The following is an 18,943-nucleotide window of genomic DNA, read 5'->3' as shown; positions in this document are numbered from 1 at the left end:
CTGATGAAAAAAATCAGACTTGCAAGGGAAATAGGATGCAACTGAAAGCTATTGTAAATATATTATTATAAATGACAGAATCATTAAAGGATATGATTGACAATATTAACTTCTTTGTATATACTATTACCAGTAGGCAAAGGGGCCAGAGAGGAGATTCTGGTGCCTTTGTTTTTTTATCAGCCAGGCAATTAAGACTCCTCTCTGCACAATGAGGTGTACTCCATGTAACGGTGGAGTATGCCTGCTTTTTTATTTAGAGGAGGAAATGAGATGAATGTAAACGATATTTTGACACAGGCGAATTCTAATATGTTCAGCATCTGGTTTTTGATCGGTGCGGCTCTTGTATTCTTTATGCAGGCCGGATTTGCCATGGTTGAAACCGGTTTTACCAGGGCAAAGAATGCCGGTAACATCATTATGAAGAACCTTATGGATTTCTGCATCGGGACTGTGGTATTTTTATTCCTGGGATTTGGTTTAATGATGGCAGAAGATACTGTCATGGGACTGGTGGGGATTCCCAATCTTGATTTATTTACTAATTTTGCAGAGTTTAACTGGTCCAGCTTTGTTTTTAATCTGGTGTTCTGTGCGACGGCGGCAACCATTGTGTCCGGTTCCATGGCGGAACGCACCAAGTTCAATGCCTATTTAATTTACAGTGCTGTGATCAGTGCCGTAATTTATCCCATTGAAGCCGGATGGATCTGGAATGGAGGCGGGTGGCTCTTTAACCTTGGATATGTTGATTTTGCCGGCTCCAGTGCCATTCATATGGTGGGAGGTCTTTCCGCCTTTATCGGAGCAGCAATCCTTGGACCGCGTATTGGAAAATACACAAAAGATAAGAATGGAAAAACTTTGGTGAATGCCATACCAGGTCATTCCATTACCTTAGGAGCACTTGGGGTCTTTATTTTGTGGTTTGGCTGGTACGGGTTTAACGGGGCAGCCTGTACCTCTGTGGAACAGCTGGCTCAGGTATTCGGTACAACAACCATTTCTGCCGGATTTGCTACCGTAACAACTATGCTGTTTACCTGGTTTAAAAATGGGAAGCCGGATGTTTCCATGACGCTCAATGGTTCCCTGGCCGGGCTGGTGGCGATTACAGCACCCTGTGCCAATGTAGATGCAACTGGTGCCGTGATTATCGGAATTGTCGGCGGTTTTCTGGTAGTTTTTGCTGTTGAATTTATAGACATGAAGCTTCATGTAGATGATCCTGTAGGTGCGGTAGCAGTTCATGGAGTAAATGGTATATGGGGGACTTTAGCGGTAGGGCTGTTTGGCATATATGACACCGGATCAGTCACAAAGGGACTCTTCTATGGAGGCGGACTCCGTCAGCTTGGAATACAGCTGCTTGGAGTTGCTTGTATCCTTTTATGGACTGCAGTGACAATTACCATTACATTTATTATCATTAAGAAAACCATTGGCCTTCGGGTTTCTTCCGAAGAAGAAATGGAAGGGCTGGATATTAAGGAACATGGCCTGGCCAGTTCCTATGCAGACTTTATGCCTGCAGGAAATATGTATTACAGTGCAGGAAGCAGTTTAATTTCTTCCGCTGTGCCAGCGGCGGCTGAACGCCCGGCGAATCCAGCTCCACCAGCGGCTCCGGCTTCTGAAAGAAAGGAAGCGATGCCGGCTTCTGAGAATAAGATATCTAAAGTTACCATCATCACCCGCCAGGATAAGCTGGAGGAATTGAAAAATGAGATGAATAAAATTGATGTGACCGGAATGACAGTCACCCAGGTCATGGGATATGGGCTGCAAAAAGGACAGATACAGGTCTACCGCGGGGTTCCCGTAGAAACCAATCTGCTTCCAAAGGTCCAGGTAGATATAGTAGTATCAAAAGTACCTGTTTCTGAGGTTTTAAATGCAGCAAGGAGAGCGCTGTATACAGGTAATATCGGAGATGGGAAAATATTTGTATATTCTGTGACAGATGTAGTTAAAGTGAGAACCGGAGAAACAGGATTTGATGCATTACAAGGGGAAGACTGATTGCGGAAAACCGAAATCAAGGGAATAAGAAAAGCAGCGGAGGTAAATGTTACTCCCGCTGCTTTTAACGTTCAGAAATAATCTTAAATGCGCCTGTTCCTTACAGCATTTTAAGTACGATAAGGTTATCTGTCTCCTTGATTTCCGTTTGGGGGCCTAAAACAGCCATGACCTTGCTGTCTCGTATAATCGCCAGAATATTAATTCCCTCGGTTTGCCGGAGCGCCAGTTTTTGGAGCGTCTTTCCGATCCAGCTGTGTTTGGGATGCATCTCTATGATTTCATATTCCTCTGAGCGATGAATGTATTCCATGGGATCATTTGTAATAAACTGATAGGCAATCCGTTCTCCCATTTCCATTTCCGGAAGGACAACCCGGTCCACACCGATATTCTCCATAATCTTTTTTTGACGTATGCCATTTGCCTTTGCCAGAACAAATGGAATCTTCATTTCTTTTGCAATCATGCAGGTGATAATCGCTGCTTCAAAATCAGAACTGAAAGCAACCACAACCGCATCAAAATTCCCCAGCCCCATTTTTGACAGGGAAGTTGGGTCAGTTACATCCGCTTCAATGGCATAGGTGCAGTATTCGGTAGCTTCCTGTACCAGAGCCGGATTGATATCGCAGCAAAGTACCTGTATTCCATTTTCATGAAGCGTAGCAGCAATACTGCGTCCGAATTTACCAAGACCTAAAACTGCAATCTGTGCATTTTTATCAAATTTTATTTTATTCATATCGCAATGCTCCTTTAGCCGATTAATATGTCTTCTTTGGGGTATTTAATATTATTATTGGCTTTTTCCCCTCTTTTAGATAATGAAATCAAGATGGATATAGGCCCAATCCTTCCGATAAACATGCATAAAAGCAACAGTAGTTTTCCATGTGAACTAAGGAATGGGGTGATTCCGGTCGTAAGCCCAACGGTTCCGAGAGCAGATGCCACCTCATAAAAAAGATCCACCGTCATATGGGGATAGGCATTATTATATTCTGTGAATGTTAAAATAGCAGTACCGGTACCAAGCAGTGCCGTCATAATGATAATAATAGTCAGGGATTTTTGCAATAACTGCAAAGGTATATTTTTGTGAAATACATCTATGGTGTACCGGCCCTTTATTACAGACCATACACTGCATATTACAACTGCCAGCGTGACTGTTTTGATTCCTCCGGCAGTACCTCCGGGAGAACCGCCGATTATCATATAAAGGCCGGAAATAAATTTCGATGTTCCGCTAAGGGCTGCCTGGTCAATGGTTGCGTACCCGGCAGTTCTAAGGGTTACAGATTGAAAGAGCGCCTGAAACATCTTTTCTCCAAATCCTTCGTTTTCCCAAAGCTGCGGGTTATTATATTCAGCAGCTAGAAAATAAATGGTTCCGCTGAGCAGAAGAAGACTTGTTGTGATCAGAACCAGTTTTGTGTGGAGTGTAAATTTCCATCTTCGTTTGGTATATGAAGAAAAGTGATTTTTTATATTATGAATCAAGTCAGCCCAAACAGAAAATCCGATGCCGCCAATAATAATAAGAAGCATAACAGGAAGGCAGATGAAAACATTTAAGCCATAAGGAATCAGGCTCTTCTCTCCAATAATATCGAATCCTGCATTGCAAAAGGCGGAGACAGAGTGGAAAATACCATAGAACAAAGCGGTAAGGACTCCGTTTCCTTCCATGTAAAAGCCAATAAAAAGAATGAATGCACCGACTCCTTCGCAGATGAGAGTTCCTCTTATTACAAATATAACCATGCGCACCATACCGTGAAAGTCGGTATGATTAAAAGCAGTCTGGAGAGTCAGCCGGTCTTTTAAGGTGATTCTTTTCCCAAGATGAATGCCCAGATAGGTGATAATAGCAACAAGACCCAGACCGCCGATCTGTATAAGCAGTAGGATGATTATTTTACCAAAAACACTCCATGCAGTGGCTGTTGTTACCGTAACAAGGCCTGTAACACAAACCGCTGAAGTAGCTGTGAACAGACAGTCCAGGAATGAAACAGATGAGGCAGAATCTGCCTGGGAAAAAGGAAGCTTTAATAAAACAGTTCCTATTAATATGATTGTCAAAAAGCTGAGAATAACGATTTGGGACGGTGTCATTGTGGAACGAAGTTTCTTTAATAAAATCAAAATGCTGGTATTTAATTCATGGATATTCAAAAAAAGTTCCTCCTACAGAAAAGACATTATATAATCAATGGAGCTGAAAATGCTGTTGATTACATAATGCCCGCCAGTAATAATTTACTTCCTGATCAATGTGATTATAGCATGGGAAACGGCCAAATACAATATGACCGTCTCAAAATCATTACCGCATATCATTGGAATTTATGACTTTAAAGTATTAAAAAACGGAATGTTAATATTGACATGAATAAATTTATATGTTATAAACTATCTAATTAGAGATTTGGTTGTTATCGGTTGGACAGGAAACTGTTACAAGTCGTCAGGGTACCCGGGGGGAGGTACTCAGGCTTCTTGTACCAGTTTTTTTTGTTTTATAGGAAAGTTCTACGAACCCCCGTTTAAAAACACATAACTGAATTCCAAATAACTAATAATTTAATAACGTTAGGAGTGATTTCATGTCTATTCGTACTATAGCAGCAATTAAGAATGCGGAAGAGTCGGCCATTACCATGGTGAAAGAAGCGCAAAAAGAAGCGGACAGGCAAGTCGATCAAGTCAAAAAACAAAAAGAGGAACAACAGCAAAAGAAAATGGATGAGACTCTGCTTCTGGAGCAGGAAATCCTGTTAAGGGCAAGAGAAAAAGCAAAGATCCGATGTTTGGAATTGGAACAGGAAAATCAGTATAATCTGGAAAAGTATGAAAATCCTTCTAAGAATAATGTTGAGAAGGCAGTGAATCTTGTTGTTAAACGGGTGTTAATGTATGGCAATTGAAAAAATGAAAAAGGTCTCAATCACCGTAATACGTGATCAGAGCGAAATACTGATAAAAGAGATTCAAAAGTCAGGTACCATTCATTTCAGAAATTTAGAACTGCAGGAGCTTCCGGCAGACTATTTCTTCTTATCAAAACCAGCGCCGGTAGAGGATTATGAATTATTAGAAGAAAAGCCGGTGATTGAAACAACGTTAAAAGCGTTAAAGGCTTATATACCTAAAAAATCCATAACCAGCAAACGTCCGCGGCTGACCTATGAGGAATGCTGTTACTATCTTAGTAAGCCTGAGTTAAAGGACACTCACAGAAAAGTAAAGCGGATATTGGAAGAAAAAGAGGCTTTGTCTCAGGAGATAAAAAGAATCAAATCAGAGAATGCACAGTTGGAGCAATATACCTTTGTGGATTTCAAAACAATAGATCTTAATTGTTTGTCAAAGGTAAAGGCTTTTCTTATTGCGGTCAAAACCGCAAAGAAGGAAGTAAGACTGGAACTGGAACAGACATTCCCTGAGTTGTATCTTGAACCGTTAGGTGAAGTAAAGCAGGATACGGTCTGTTTGGCAGCAGTGGACCCGGAGTTATACCAGGAGCTTAAGGATTATTTAAATCAACAGTCCATTCCTATATTAGATGTTGTGTTTGAAAAAACGCCCGGGGAGTTGATAGAAATTAATACAGACCGGTTAAAGGCAGCAGAACTGGAAATAGGTCAGTGCAATGACGCTTTAAAGGATTTGGGGCATAGGTACGAGGAACTCTTGATTGAACTTGATGCAGTAAATACCGTTTTGAGCCGGAATCAGGTAATAAATAATTTCTTAAACAGCAGCCATGTTTTATACATGGAAGGCTGGGTACCGGAAAAAGACATTCCGGAATTAAACAGGCTGCTTGATCAGCTGCTTCCTCAGGCATACTATATGGAGACGGAAGCAGTTACTCCTGACGATGGGGAAATTCCGGTAAAGCTGAATAATAAAGGAATATTTTCCTGTTTTGAAAGTATTACGGAGATGTTCAGCCTTCCGGCTTATAATGAATTAGATCCCACCAGCATACTGACCGTTTTTTATCTGATATTTTTCGGGATGATGGTAGGGGATGTGGGGTACGGATTGATACTGACTCTCGGTTGCTTTTTTGCATTGCGATGGATAGATTTTAAAGAAAAGATGAGAAAGTCCGTCAAAATGTTTTTCTATATCGGGATATCTGTCATAGTATGCGGCCTCTTATATGGAAGTATGTTCGGTATCACCATTTTTGCTCCTGTTCCTGTGGCTGGAGGAGGACATAAACCGATTCTGGATACCCAGACAGATATTGTATTCATGCTGATTTTATCTCTTGTGATTGGTGTGATTCATATATTCAGCGGTCTGGTCATGAAAGGGATGAACAGTTATATACAAAAGGATTATGCAGGAGTCTTCTGCGATTCGGTTCTCTGGATACTTACTTTGGCAAGCGGTATATTGTTGCTTTTAACTGGTACCGGAACCTTGCCGTTTGGTAGTTCCAGACCTTTTGGCATCATCTTTGGAATCTGCATTGCAGGTCTTGCAGCAACTCAGGGAAGAAGCAGTAAAACCATCGGAGGAAAAATCGGGGGAGGGCTTTATGGTGTATACGGCCTTACCAGTTATGTGGGAGATATTGTTTCATACACCAGAATTGTAGCACTTGGACTTTCGGGAGCATATATTGCTTTCTCTTTTAATCTGATGTCAGGATTGATTCCGGGAGTTATTGGAAAATTAGTGTTTGGTACGCTGATTGCAGTATTCGGCCAGACATTAAATTTTGGTCTGTCTTTACTTGGCGCCTATGTCCATAGCTGCAGACTGCAATACGTGGAATTCTTTGGTAAGTTTTATAAAGGCGGTGGAAAAGCATACAGGCCTTTTCGGATAGAAAATGACTATATAACAATTAAGAAAACAAATCAGGAGGATGAATCATGACAATTTCAAATTATTTCTTAGAAAACGGTGGTTTTATTTTTGCGGCGGCAGGTGCTGCTTTGGCAGTAGGGCTTGCTGGTGTTGGATCAGCAAAGGGCTGCGGGGTAGCGGGACAGGCAGCGGCAGGAATCATTACAGAAGAACCTGAAAAGTTTGGACAGGCGCTGATCCTGCAGCTGTTGCCTGGTACCCAGGGATTGTATGGCTTTATTATTGGCTTTCTTGTACTGCTGCAGATCGGTAATAATCCCAGTTTGGCACAGGGGCTTTATCTGTTGTTTGCCGGCTTGCCGGTAGGGCTTGCCGGCTTGCTTTCCGGTATTGCACAGGGAAAAGTAGCTGCTTCCGGTATGCAGATTCTTGCAAGAAATCCGGAACATAATACAAAGGGAATCATTCTGGCAGCTATCGTTGAGACCTATGCGATTCTTGGTTTCGTAGCATCGATTATCATGTTGTTTGTTACCTACCCGAGATAATTGGCATGCAGCTGAAAGGATGTGAGAAATTGGGTAGTTTAGAAGCGTTGACGAAAAAAATCATTGAAGATGGAAGCACCCAGGCACAAAGAATCATTGATGAAGCCTTAGAGAAAAGTAAAAAAGAACTGGAAGAAGCCATCCGTGAGACAGAACGTATCTGTGCAAACAGAATCAAAGAAGCAGAAGGAAAAGCGAATGAATTATATCAATTGATTTGTGCAGAAAAAGAAATCGAATTAAGAGATAAAAATCTGTTTATAAAACAGAAGATGATCGACCAGGTTTTTAAGGAAGCATTTAAGCAATTGCAAAATTTAAAGATAGAAGATTATAAAGAGTTGCTAATCCGGATGCTTGGAAACAGGGACTTAAGCAATAATATCTTGATCCTGCCGGAAAAATACGCTGGGGCGGAACAGGAGCTGAATGTGAACCCTCCTCTGAAAACAGAGTATCGGCCCCTGGCTGGAGGTTTTATTCTTATGAGGGAGGGAGTAGAAGAAAACTATACGTTTGAATCCTGGATTGATTTGATTCGTCAGGAGATGGAACAGGAGGTCATGGATATCTTATATGGAGAGGAGAGGTGAATTTGAAGAATACGGATTTTATAACTGTTTCCAGCTATATAAGAACGTTGGAAAGCAGACTGCTTACGAAATCGAAATTGGACAGCCTCATATCGCTCCATCATTTTTCTGATATAACAAAGGGGCTTTCTCAGGACACGGATTACAACTTTACAACGGTAAGCACTTTAGATCAGGCGGAAGCTGTTTTAAAAGAAGAATGGGAACGGGTGTGTAAAATGCTTTCTAAGGTGTCTCCCCACCAAGGGGCAGTTGAGATCATGCGGTTACCCTATGAGTTTCATGCATTTCGCCGTGTATGGAAAGAGGATATGTCAAAAACTGAAAAAACAGCACCTCTTTCAGAAAACAGGAAGAAGCTTTGGTTGGAAGTGGCTGCTATGGAAGAAAGCAGTCAAATAAAAGAAATATATCTGGATAAAAAAATGTTTGAATCTATGATAGAGATCAGTCAGGAATTAAACAGTGCATTAATAACGGAACAGGTGCAGATGAAAATTGACTTTTATAATATAAAAGCAATGCTGCGTGCCAGAGAAATGGATAAGGATGCTGCTTTTTTTGAACTCTGTTTTCAAAAGGGCGGACGTTTAGCAAAGCATGTGCTGGTTCGTAATTACTCCCTGCCGTTCTCCTCCCTGGCAGCTTCTTTTTCAAATAAATACTGCAACGAAGAGGTTCAAAAGGGACTGGAGGCCTTTGAAGGCCAGCATAACTTTTCAGAACTGGAGACTCTTTTTCATAACAGTCTCATAAGGCATGTAAAAAATGCCAGGTTCATTTCCTATGGACCGGAGATTTTGTATGCTTATCTGATGGCAAAAGAAAATGAAATCCGGCAAATCCGTTTGCTGCTGACCTGCAAATTCCGGAACATATCTGACAGTATTCTGATTGGAAAGCTGGGGGAAAGTTATGTATAAAATGGCGGTAATAGGAGACCGGGAATCTGTTTTGATTTTTAAGGCATTTGGAGCTGATATTTTTTCGGCAGACAAAGAAGAAGTATTGAAGAATAAAAGGCTGATTAACCAGTTGGCAAGTGAAGGATATGCTATTATTCTGATTACCGAGCAGGTTGCGGAGCATTTAAGTGAAGTTTTAGAGCATTTCAGCAAGGAACCGTTACCGGCAATATCAGTCATTCCGTCCCTTGATGGTTCCCTTGGGCTTGCTGAAAGGATAATGAAAAAGAATGTTGAAAGAGCAGTCGGGATGAATATTTTATGATTTTCTTTTACGTCAGTTTTTTATGAGAGGAGAGATACAATTTGAGATTAGGTACCGTAATAAGTGTTGCAGGCCCATTAGTGATTGCGAAAGGCATGAATACTGCAAAAATATATGATATGGTGACTGTTTCCGATCAGCATTTAATTGGTGAAATTATAGAGATGCGTGGTGACAGAGCTTCCATTCAGGTATATGAAGAGACCTCCATGATAGGGCCTGGGGAACCGGTATATGGCGAAGGGGAACCGTTAAGCGTGGAACTGGGGCCGGGACTGCTGGAATCCATGTTTGATGGAATCCAGAGGCCCTTAAACATAATCATGGAACAGTCAGGAGATTTTATTAACCGGGGCGTTTCCGTAAAATCATTAAACCGGGAAACAAAATGGAATTTTGTACCGTGCAAAAAGGCAGGAGACATGGTTTTCCATGGGGATATTATAGGGACTGTAGAGGAAAATACCATCGTACAGCATAAAATCATGATACCAAAAGGGATCCAGGGAATTATAAAGAGTATTTCAGAAGGGGAATATACCATAGAGGATACCGTTGCAGTTGTTGAGCAGGAAGACGGAACACAGATAAATGTCACCATGCTTCAAAAATGGCCTGTCCGGCGGGGACGGCCATTTTACAAAAAGAGAACTCCGGAAAAACCTCTGGTTAGCGGCCAGCGTATCATCGATACATTTTTCCCTGTGGCAAAAGGAGGAACTGCCTGTGTTCCGGGACCTTTTGGAAGCGGAAAGACCGTTGTGCAGCATCAGATAGCAAAATGGGCGGATGTGGATATCGTCGTTTATGTAGGCTGCGGGGAACGTGGCAATGAGATGACGGATGTATTAAATGAATTCCCTGAATTGATCGATCCTAAGACCGGGCAGTCCCTGATGAAGCGGACGGTCCTCATAGCCAATACTTCAAACATGCCTGTAGCTGCCAGAGAAGCCTCAATCTATACAGGAATTGCTGTTGCAGAGTATTATAGGGATATGGGATATTCGGTGGCATTAATGGCGGATTCCTCCTCCAGATGGGCGGAGGCCTTAAGGGAGATGTCCGGACGCCTGGAAGAGATGCCCGGAGAAGAAGGGTACCCGGCATATCTTGGATCAAGACTGGCAGAATTCTACGAAAGATCCGGAGAAGTGGTCTGTCTGGGACAGGATAAACGGATTGGAACCCTGACGGTCATGGCAGCTGTTTCTCCTCCCGGAGGTGATTTATCAGAGCCGGTGACCCAGGCAACCCTGCGCATTGTTAAAGTGTTTTGGGGTCTGGATTCCAGTCTTGCATATGCCCGGCATTTTCCGGCCATTAACTGGCTGTCTTCTTATAGCCTGTATACCTCTAGTCTCATGAAATGGATGGATGAAAATGTGGATAAGGAGTATTCCGGTTTACAGGGGGAAGCACTTGCTGTTCTGCAGGAAGAAAGCCGGCTAAATGATATTGTAAGACTGGTTGGGTATGATTCCCTGTCTCAGGAAGATCAGCTGAAGCTTGAAATAGCAAAGTCATTAAGAGAAGATTTCCTTCAGCAAAATGCTTTTGTGGAGGAAGACAGCTATACCCCTTTAAAGAAGCAGTTTCTAATGCTGCAGACAATTTTAAAATTCCATACACTGTCAAAGCAGGCATTAAAAGCAGGCATATATTTAAAGGATATTTTGAATTTGTCAGTTCGTGAAAAACTGGGACGCATAAAAGAAATACCGGAAGATACCATGGAAAGGTTTGGAGAACTTCAGGAAATGATGGCACAGGAGATTAACAGCCTGGTACAGGAGAGGGGAAACAGAAGATGATAAAAGAATATCGTACCATATCAGAAATTGTCGGACCTCTAATGGTGGTGGAAAAGGTTGAAAATGTCTGCTACGATGAAATGGTAGAAGTCAGGACCCAAAGCGGTGAGCTCAGACAGGGGCGGGTTTTGGAAATCAATGAAAGCAGTGCGGTGGTCCAGCTGTTTGAACGGGCAGACGGAATACTTATGGAAAAAAGCTCGGTACGCTTTCTGGGCAAGCCCCAGGTATTGGGAGTTTCTATGGATATGCTTGGCCGTATCTATGACGGCATGGGAAAATCCATTGATGAAGGGCCCAGGATTCTGCCGGAAAAATATATGGATATTAACGGGGTGGTCATTAATCCTGTGGCAAGGGATTATCCTTCTGAATTCATACAGACAGGTATTTCTTCCATTGACGGGTTAAATACAATGGTGCGCGGTCAGAAGCTGCCGGTATTTTCCGCTTCTGGTCTGCCTCATAAGGAATTGGCGGCTCAGATTGCCAGGCAGGCAAAGGTAAAGGGCGATGGAGGCAACTTTGCAGTGGTCTTTGCAGCCATTGGCATCACCTTTGAGGAAGCAGAATATTTTATTGAAGACTTTAGAAATACAGGTGCCCTGCAAAGAACCGTTATGTTTGTAAATCTGGCTGATGATCCTGCAATTGAACGCCTTTCCACTCCGCGTATGGCTCTGACAATGGCTGAGTATCTGGCATTTGAAAAGGATATGCACGTGCTGGTCATCATGACTGATATTACCAACTATTGTGAGGCGCTGCGTGAAGTGGGTGCTGCGCGAAGAGAAGTACCGGGCAGAAGAGGATACCCCGGTTATATGTATACCGATCTGGCCAATCTGTATGAACGTGCCGGTAAGATCAAGGGGCGGAAAGGTTCTATCACACAGATTCCTGTTTTAACCATGCCGGAAGATGACAAGACGCATCCGATTCCTGATCTTACCGGGTATATTACAGAGGGACAGATCATTTTGAGCCGGGATTTATACCGGAAAAAAATCTGGCCGCCTGTGGATGTCCTTCCTTCCCTGTCAAGACTAAAGGATAAGGGAATCGGAGAGGGAAAGACCCGTGAAGATCATGCAGATACGATGAACCAGTTATTTTCCGCTTATGCCCAGGGGAAAAAGGCAAGAGAACTGTCTGCAATCCTGGGGGAATCCTCCTTATCCGATGCCGATAAATTATATGCCAGATTTGCCGATGAGTTTGAACTTAAATACATTGCTCAGGGATTTGATGTAAACCGCAGCGTTGAAGAAACGCTTGATATTGGCTGGGAGCTGCTTTCCATGTTCCCAAAATCTGAATTAAAACGAATAAAGGAAAAATATTTAAATAAATACCTGCCAGATATCAGGAACAATCCTTCCCCTGAGGAGCACTCAGAGAAAGAGGTATAGCAGACATGGAACGATTGAATGTGAATCCCAATCGAATGGAGCTGGCGGAACTCAAATCAAAACTGGCGGTTGCAAAGCAGGGACACGAATTGCTTAAAGGAAAGCAGGATGAACTGGTTCACCGTTTTGTAGAGGTGGTTCAGCAAAGCAAAAGTCTGAGGGCCCGTCTGACGGAGCAGTTTTCTGGTCTGTATCAGGAGTTTGCTCTGGTCGGAGCAGAATTATCTCCGGATTTTCTTGAGGAAGCGTTTATGCTTTCCGGAAGTTCTTCCGGCATAAAGGGATCGGAAACCTCCATTATGGGTGTTCGTGTCCCGGTATTTGATTATGATCTGCCCAAAGAAGACATCTCTTATCCCTATGGCTTTTCTTATACAAACAGCCAACTTGATACTTCTTTAAGAAAATGTCATGGGATGATGCAGGATATCATTCATCTTGCTGAATTGGAAAAAACCTGCGAGCTATTAGCCAATGAGATCGAAAAAATCAGAAGGAGAGTCAATGCACTTGAATTCATGACAATTCCCCAGTTACAGGAGAGCATCCGTTATATCCAAATGAAGCTTGATGAGAATGAGCGGGGAAATTTAGTCAGGCTTATAAAAGTGAAGAATAAAACGAAGAAATAATGGCCGGGTAAAGACCGGCAGATTGAAAGACCTGTCTATTTATGATGGCCTAAATTCAAAAATAAAATCATCCTGTGATCCGTCTGTAATACCAGCCGGCATAGGGTGATTTTTTTGCCATCTTAGTAAAATCATTAAGTTAGAGGAGAGGGGAGATGAAGAGCCGGGGGGATTCATTTATTAGAAGGTTTTTAAAAAAAATTTAAGAGTATGTTATTTTATGACAAAAATAATGGTAAAAATGCATAAAAAAATAGATAAAAATCTCTTATTTTTAGAAAATAAGATGAGGGATTGAATGGGGAGTATGAGGGAGGTAAAATGATAGTATAAACAGGTCAGAAGATAAAAGAAAAGAGGGGGATTCTTATGGCAAGCAAATATGATGGCCTTGCTCGGATCATTATCCAGAACGTAGGCGGCAAGGAGAATATTAACAGCATCACACATTGTATTACACGTCTGAGGTTTAAGTTAAAGGATGAGGGGAAGGCCAATACAGATATTTTAAAACAGACGGATGGGGTTCTTTCGGTAGTCCAGGCCAATGGTCAGTATCAGGTAGTCATCGGCAATACGGTGCAGGAGGTATATGATGCAGTACTTCAGGCTGGACATTTTAAAGGGGAAGGCATGGTAGATGAGGAGGGGAATTCCTCCGGGAATGATTTGGGCTCTCAGGGAAAGAAAAATGCTGCAACTGTCCTGATTGATATGATCTCCGGAATTATGGCTCCGACAATCACCCTGCTTGGGGCTTCCGGTATCATCAAGGGTCTGCTGACACTGTTCACATTCTTTGGCTTTATGAGCACCACCAGTGGAGAATATATGGTGCTGTATACCGTGGGGGATGGATTCTTTTATTTCTTACCGGTCATTCTGGGATATACGGCGGCAAAAAAATTTAAAATGAACGAGTTTACAGGTATGGCCCTTGGAATTGCCCTGTGCTATCCCACAATGGTGGGCCTGACAAAGGGGGAGGTGTTGGGTACCCTGTTTGCAGGAAGTGCTTTTGAAATGAGTTACTACACAACATTTTTCAGCATCCCGGTCATTATGCCGAAATCCGGTTATACTTCATCGGTCATCCCTATCGTGCTGTGCTGTTTCTTTGGAGCGAAGCTGGAGAAATGGCTGAACAGGCACATCTCTGATATGGTGAAGAATTTCCTGACTCCGGTATGTGTACTGATTCTTATGGTATCCGCTACCTATCTTGTAATTGGGCCTGTATCCAATATGATCTGTTGTGTCCTGACCCTGGTGTTTGAAGGAATGTTCTCTATCCCGGTCATCGGTGCAACCCTGGGCTGTGCAGTGGTCGGCGGCTTCTGGCAGTTTCTTGTGATTTTTGGGTTCCACTGGTCGGTCATTCCACTGGGCTATATCAACATTGCAGCTTTGGGATATGATTTTATTATGCCGGGAACCTTTGCCACAGTGTTTGGGCAGGCAGGTGCCCTGCTGGCGGTTATTTTAAAGACAAAGGATGTAAGATTGAAAAAAATAGGCATTCCGGCCTTTGTTTCCTGCATGTTCGGAATCACGGAACCAACCCTTTATGGTATTAATTTACCGAAAAAGAAGCCATTTGTAATAGGCTGTGTGGCATCCGCCATAGCCGGGGCCTTTGTTGGTCTCATGGGAGCAAAGCGGTACATCCCCGGCGGGTTAGGTCTTTTCGGACTTCCTGGCTATATTGATGCCAATGGAACCGGTCTATACAGCATGTGGGTAGTTCTGGTGGCAAGTGTCATCGCATTTTTAATTGCTTTGGCTGCTACAATGGCACTGTATAAGGAAAATAAATAGCAATTCCAGATATTAACAGTTTTCCGGTTGTCCTTTTGAAAAAAATCTGTTATTATAAACCCCATCCAGAAAAAAAAGAGGAGCAACAATGAATAACAGATTTCCAGAAGGTTTCCTGTGGGGGGGAGCAGTGGCTGCCAACCAGTGTGAAGGAGCGTATAACGAAGACGGAAAAGGGCTAAGCACTCAGGATGTGACCCCCCGGGGAATTAAAGGACCGGTAACAAAGGAACCAACTTCAGATAATATGAAGCTGGTCGGAATTGATTTTTATCATCGCTACAAAGAGGATGTCAGGCTTTTTGCAGAAATGGGATTTAAGGTATTCCGTACTTCCATTGCATGGAGCCGGATTTTTCCAAACGGCGATGAAAAGGAACCGAATGAAAAGGGGCTTCAGTTTTATGATGATTTGTTTGATGAATTGTTGAAGTATGGGATTGAGCCCCTGGTGACAATCTCTCATTATGAGACACCGCTGAACCTGTCAATCAAATATAATGGCTGGATTAACCGGGATATGATCGGTTTTTATGAGCGGTATGTAAGGACCATATTCAAGCGCTACGGCGGAAAGGTAAAATACTGGCTGACCTTTAATGAAATCAACTCTGTACTCCATGAACCGTTTTTAAGCGGCGGAATCTATACGGATAAGAGTAAATTGAAAAAGCAGGATCTTTATCAGGCGGTTCACCATGAACTGGTGGCAAGTGCATTGGCAACAAAAATCGGTCATGAGATGATGCCTGACAGCAGCATCGGCTGCATGATACTGAGTATGCCCATGTACCCCCTGACCTCTAATCCGGATGATGTAATTGCAGCTATGAAAGCAGATCATATGAATTTGTTTTTCGGTGATATGCATGTCAGAGGAGAATATCCCGGGTATATGAAACGTTATTTCAAAGAAAATAATATCCGGCTTGAAATTGCAAACGGCGATGAAGAACTGTTGAAACAGCACACGGTGGATTTTGTGTCCTTTAGTTATTATATGAGTTCCTGCGAAGCGGCCGATCATAAAAAAGCACAGACCGGGGCAGGAAATCTTATGGGTGGTGTAATAAATCCCTGTTTAAAACAAAGTGAATGGGGCTGGGCCATTGATCCTCAGGGACTTCGATATGTATTAAACCAGTTTTATGACCGCTGGCAGAAACCTCTGTTTATTGTGGAAAATGGATTGGGAGCCGTTGATGAGCTTATAACCGCCCAGGATGGAACAAAGACTGTCATTGATGATTACCGGATTAATTATTTAAGAGACCATTTAATTCAGGTGAGGGAAGCCATTAAAGACGGGGTGCCGGTTATGGGTTATACCAGCTGGGGCTGTATTGATCTGGTCAGCGCCTCAACTGCGGAACTGAAGAAAAGATACGGATTTATCTACGTTGACCGCAACGATGACGGCACAGGTACTTTAAACCGGTATAAGAAAAAATCCTTTGACTGGTATAAAAAAGTGATAGCGTCCAACGGAGAAAGCTTGTAAAATTGTACAAATTGTCTTATATAATATTGTCAAAAATGCTGATTGTTTTTATAAAGTTCTTGTGATACAATTTTAGCAGTTTACAGAAGTGTTACTATTCAATTAGGCAAGTCTGCATCTGTTTTGGTGCATGCTTGTTTTTTTATTGTTTAAATATCTGTAACATTGCATTTCATTTAGACAATGAGATTGAGGATACGTTTATGAAAATGGTTATTAAGCAGATATTAAATACAAACGCAGTCATATCAAATGATGAGAACGGACAAGATGTACTGCTGCTTGGAAGCGGTCTTGGATTCAAAAGCCATATAGGTGATATGATTGATCAGGAACGGGTTGAAAAACAGTTTATCCTAAAAGATAAAGATCATAAAAGCCAGTTTCGGGAAATATTAGAGACGGTGCCCCAGGAATATATTATGGTGGCGGAAGATGTGATTGATTATGCTGTCCATGCCCACGATATGACTCTCAATGAAACCATTCATATTTCCCTTGTCGATCATATTTATCATGCAGTAGAGAATTTTCAGCAGGGGATAGTAGTACCTAATTCCATTCTCCACGACATCATACGGTTTTATCCGGACGAATATGAGGTCGGACAAAAGATGCTGGATTTGATAGAAAAGAAATTCGGGTACCGGTTATCCAATGATGAAGCTGGATTTGTTGCCATGCATTTTGTAACTGCACGGCATGACCAGATCAGCGGTAATGCCAAAAAGATGATTGTAATGGTGAGCGAGCTGAATGATCTGATTATGTCAGAACTTGATTTTAAAGTAGAAGAAGACTCTCTCCCATATTACCGGTATATGACTCATTTAAAGTTTTTTGCACAGCGGGTCATGAAAAAATATCATTATAAAGAGCAAGGCGGAGTCCACATGCTGGAAGTATTGTTGAAAAATTATCCGGAAGAATACCGCTGCAGCCAAAAAGTATGTAAATATATTGAAGACAGGTATAATTACAAAGCAGGACACGATGAATTAATTTATCTGGCCGTTCATTTGTCACAATTAAAAAACAGTTAGTATTTGGCGGTGTTATGATTTAGTTCAGCAAAGCCTGGTCATTTTCTTTTTGTAAGGGAATGAACCAGGCTTTTTTGATAGAAAAATTAGGAGGTAATCATATGGCAGATTATTCTAAGTTAGCCAAAGATATTGTAGAACATGTTGGGGGAGAAGAAAATGTGGATTCCCTGACTCATTGCATTACCCGGCTTCGTTTTAAATTAAAAGACGAAAGCAAAGCAGATACGGAAACACTCAAAAATATGAAAGGAGTGATTAAAGTAATGCAGGCAGCCGGCCAGTATCAGGTTGTTATTGGAAGTGATGTGGAAGACGTATATGACCAGATTTTGTTGAGCACAAATATTGGAACAGGAAATAAGAGTAATTCTTCGGCTTCAGAAGGTGCTTCCTCAGAAAATAATAAGGTTAGTATTGTGGGAAAAATAACAGATATTATCTCCGGTATTTTTATGCCGTTTATGGGTGCCTTTACCGGTGCCGGGCTGTTAAAAGGCTTTTTGGTCTTGCTTACCACACTGGCGCTCATTGATAAAACTTCTACCACATATACCATACTGAATGCTGCATCAGACAGTGTTTTTTATTTCCTTCCGGTGTTTCTTGCATACTGTGCGGCTCAAAAATTCGGCGCAAAGCCATTTATCTCAATGGCGATTGCCTGTGCTATGTGCTATCCAAGCCTGACAGCACTGTTTAATGACAAGGTGGCTGTTACATTTTTTTCTATTCCGGTAAAGCTGATCAGCTATCCCAGTTCTGTACTGCCAATTATCATAACGGTATATGCACAGTCAAAGGTAGAAAAAATTGCAACAAAAATAATTCCAAAGCTTGTGCAGAGTATTTTTATTCCGCTCATTGATTTTGCAATTCTTTTCCCTATGGCGCTTATTGTTATAGGACCTGTTACAGATATAATAAGCAAAGGCCTGGCCGGAGGCATCCAGACGGTGTTTTCCTTTTCCCCGGCGATTGCAGGATTATTGTTGGGAACATTTTACCCGTTATTTATTGTATTTGGGTTGCATTGGGGGCTTCTGCCGATCGTTATGAACAATTATTCTGTATTAGGCTTTGATTATATAATGCCTCCTACATTTGGCGCAAATTTCGGAATCGCAGCAGCTTGTCTTGCAGTATTTTTAAAAACAAAAAATAAAGATCTGAAGTTGGTGGCAGGTTCTGCGTCCATCTCCGCTCTGATCGGTGGTGTTACAGAGCCGGGTATTTACGGGGTTTTGATGAAGAACCGAAGAATATTTATCTGCATGTGTGCGGTCAATGGAATTGGTGGTATTATTGCAGCTGTTACAGGCAGCATCCGTACGTCACAGGTTCCAGTCAACATTTTAACCATACCAGCACTTTATGCGATGTCAGGTGTTTCTATTGTAATAGCGATGGCGGTATCTTTTGTCGGAGTATTTTTGCTTACTTATCTTTTTGCATATAAAAATGATACACCGGCAAAAGAATCTTGAT

General features: G+C 42.0%; 16 protein-coding genes. 14 read left to right on the top strand and 2 right to left on the bottom strand.

The window, feature by feature from the left end:
• Positions 1-273 precede the first annotated feature (273 nt).
• Positions 274-2,025, top strand: a complete 1,752-nt coding sequence (locus tag ACLTWA_RS04625) for an ammonium transporter (protein WP_412326395.1) — start codon at positions 274-276, stop codon at positions 2,023-2,025.
• Between the two features lie 100 nt (positions 2,026-2,125).
• On the opposite strand, the gene ACLTWA_RS04620 is transcribed toward ACLTWA_RS04625, so the two are convergent.
• Both ACLTWA_RS04620 and ACLTWA_RS04615 read right to left on the bottom strand, forming a co-directional pair.
• Positions 2,126-2,770, bottom strand: a complete 645-nt coding sequence (locus tag ACLTWA_RS04620) for a potassium channel family protein (protein WP_412326394.1) — start codon at positions 2,768-2,770, stop codon at positions 2,126-2,128.
• A gap of 14 nt (positions 2,771-2,784) precedes the next feature.
• Positions 2,785-4,209 (bottom strand): TrkH family potassium uptake protein, encoded by a 1,425-nt coding sequence (locus ACLTWA_RS04615; RefSeq protein WP_412326393.1) that lies wholly within the window; start codon positions 4,207-4,209, stop codon positions 2,785-2,787.
• Positions 4,210-4,640: 431 nt separating this feature from the next.
• Here ACLTWA_RS04615 and ACLTWA_RS04610 point away from each other — a divergent pair, with 431 nt between their 5' ends.
• From ACLTWA_RS04610 to ACLTWA_RS04550, 13 genes are all read left to right on the top strand, one after another.
• Entirely contained in the window at positions 4,641-4,961 is a 321-nt protein-coding gene (locus ACLTWA_RS04610) for a hypothetical protein (RefSeq protein WP_412326391.1), read from the top strand.
• Positions 4,951-6,933, top strand: a complete 1,983-nt coding sequence (locus ACLTWA_RS04605) for a V-type ATP synthase subunit I (protein ID WP_412326389.1) — start codon at positions 4,951-4,953, stop codon at positions 6,931-6,933. Before ACLTWA_RS04610 ends, ACLTWA_RS04605 begins: the two co-directional genes overlap by 11 nt.
• Complete coding sequence (locus ACLTWA_RS04600; protein ID WP_412326388.1) at positions 6,930-7,412, top strand: V-type ATP synthase subunit K; 483 nt, start codon at positions 6,930-6,932, stop codon at positions 7,410-7,412. The genes ACLTWA_RS04605 and ACLTWA_RS04600 overlap by 4 nt, the downstream gene beginning before the upstream one ends.
• Positions 7,413-7,441: 29 nt before the next feature.
• Positions 7,442-8,005: a V-type ATP synthase subunit E gene (locus tag ACLTWA_RS04595; RefSeq protein WP_412326387.1), complete on the top strand. Its 564-nt coding sequence runs from the start codon at positions 7,442-7,444 to the stop codon at positions 8,003-8,005.
• Between the two features lie 2 nt (positions 8,006-8,007).
• On the top strand, positions 8,008-8,928 hold the full coding sequence (locus tag ACLTWA_RS04590; protein WP_412326386.1) for a V-type ATPase subunit: 921 nt from the start codon (positions 8,008-8,010) through the stop codon (positions 8,926-8,928).
• Complete coding sequence (locus ACLTWA_RS04585) at positions 8,921-9,235, top strand: V-type ATP synthase subunit F (RefSeq protein WP_412326385.1); 315 nt, start codon at positions 8,921-8,923, stop codon at positions 9,233-9,235. Before ACLTWA_RS04590 ends, ACLTWA_RS04585 begins: the two co-directional genes overlap by 8 nt.
• A gap of 95 nt (positions 9,236-9,330) precedes the next feature.
• The gene (locus tag ACLTWA_RS04580; protein WP_412327176.1) at positions 9,331-11,049 is read left to right on the top strand and encodes a V-type ATP synthase subunit A; all 1,719 of its coding nucleotides are present in this window, start codon (positions 9,331-9,333) and stop codon (positions 11,047-11,049) included.
• Complete coding sequence (locus ACLTWA_RS04575; RefSeq protein ID WP_412326384.1) at positions 11,046-12,461, top strand: V-type ATP synthase subunit B; 1,416 nt, start codon at positions 11,046-11,048, stop codon at positions 12,459-12,461. Before ACLTWA_RS04580 ends, ACLTWA_RS04575 begins: the two co-directional genes overlap by 4 nt.
• Before the next feature lie 5 nt (positions 12,462-12,466).
• On the top strand, positions 12,467-13,093 hold the full coding sequence (locus tag ACLTWA_RS04570; protein ID WP_412326382.1) for a V-type ATP synthase subunit D: 627 nt from the start codon (positions 12,467-12,469) through the stop codon (positions 13,091-13,093).
• Between the two features lie 369 nt (positions 13,094-13,462).
• Positions 13,463-14,911, top strand: coding sequence for a PTS transporter subunit EIIC (locus ACLTWA_RS04565; protein WP_412326380.1), 1,449 nt, complete (start codon positions 13,463-13,465; stop codon positions 14,909-14,911).
• A gap of 88 nt (positions 14,912-14,999) precedes the next feature.
• Positions 15,000-16,412: a glycoside hydrolase family 1 protein gene (locus tag ACLTWA_RS04560; RefSeq protein ID WP_412326379.1), complete on the top strand. Its 1,413-nt coding sequence runs from the start codon at positions 15,000-15,002 to the stop codon at positions 16,410-16,412.
• 203 nt (positions 16,413-16,615) lie between these two features.
• The gene (locus ACLTWA_RS04555; RefSeq protein ID WP_412326377.1) at positions 16,616-17,455 is read left to right on the top strand and encodes a PRD domain-containing protein; all 840 of its coding nucleotides are present in this window, start codon (positions 16,616-16,618) and stop codon (positions 17,453-17,455) included.
• Between the two features lie 101 nt (positions 17,456-17,556).
• Positions 17,557-18,942 (top strand): PTS transporter subunit EIIC, encoded by a 1,386-nt coding sequence (locus tag ACLTWA_RS04550; protein ID WP_412326376.1) that lies wholly within the window; start codon positions 17,557-17,559, stop codon positions 18,940-18,942.
• The last annotated feature ends 1 nt before the right edge of the window (position 18,943 follow it).

Origin of the sequence: Lacrimispora sp. (assembly GCF_046972725.1) — a bacterium.
In the GTDB taxonomy this organism is placed as follows: Bacteria; Bacillota; Clostridia; order Lachnospirales; family Lachnospiraceae; genus Lacrimispora.
The sequence above is the reverse complement of the archived record's forward strand: the minus strand, read 5'-3'. Positions and strand labels throughout refer to the sequence as shown.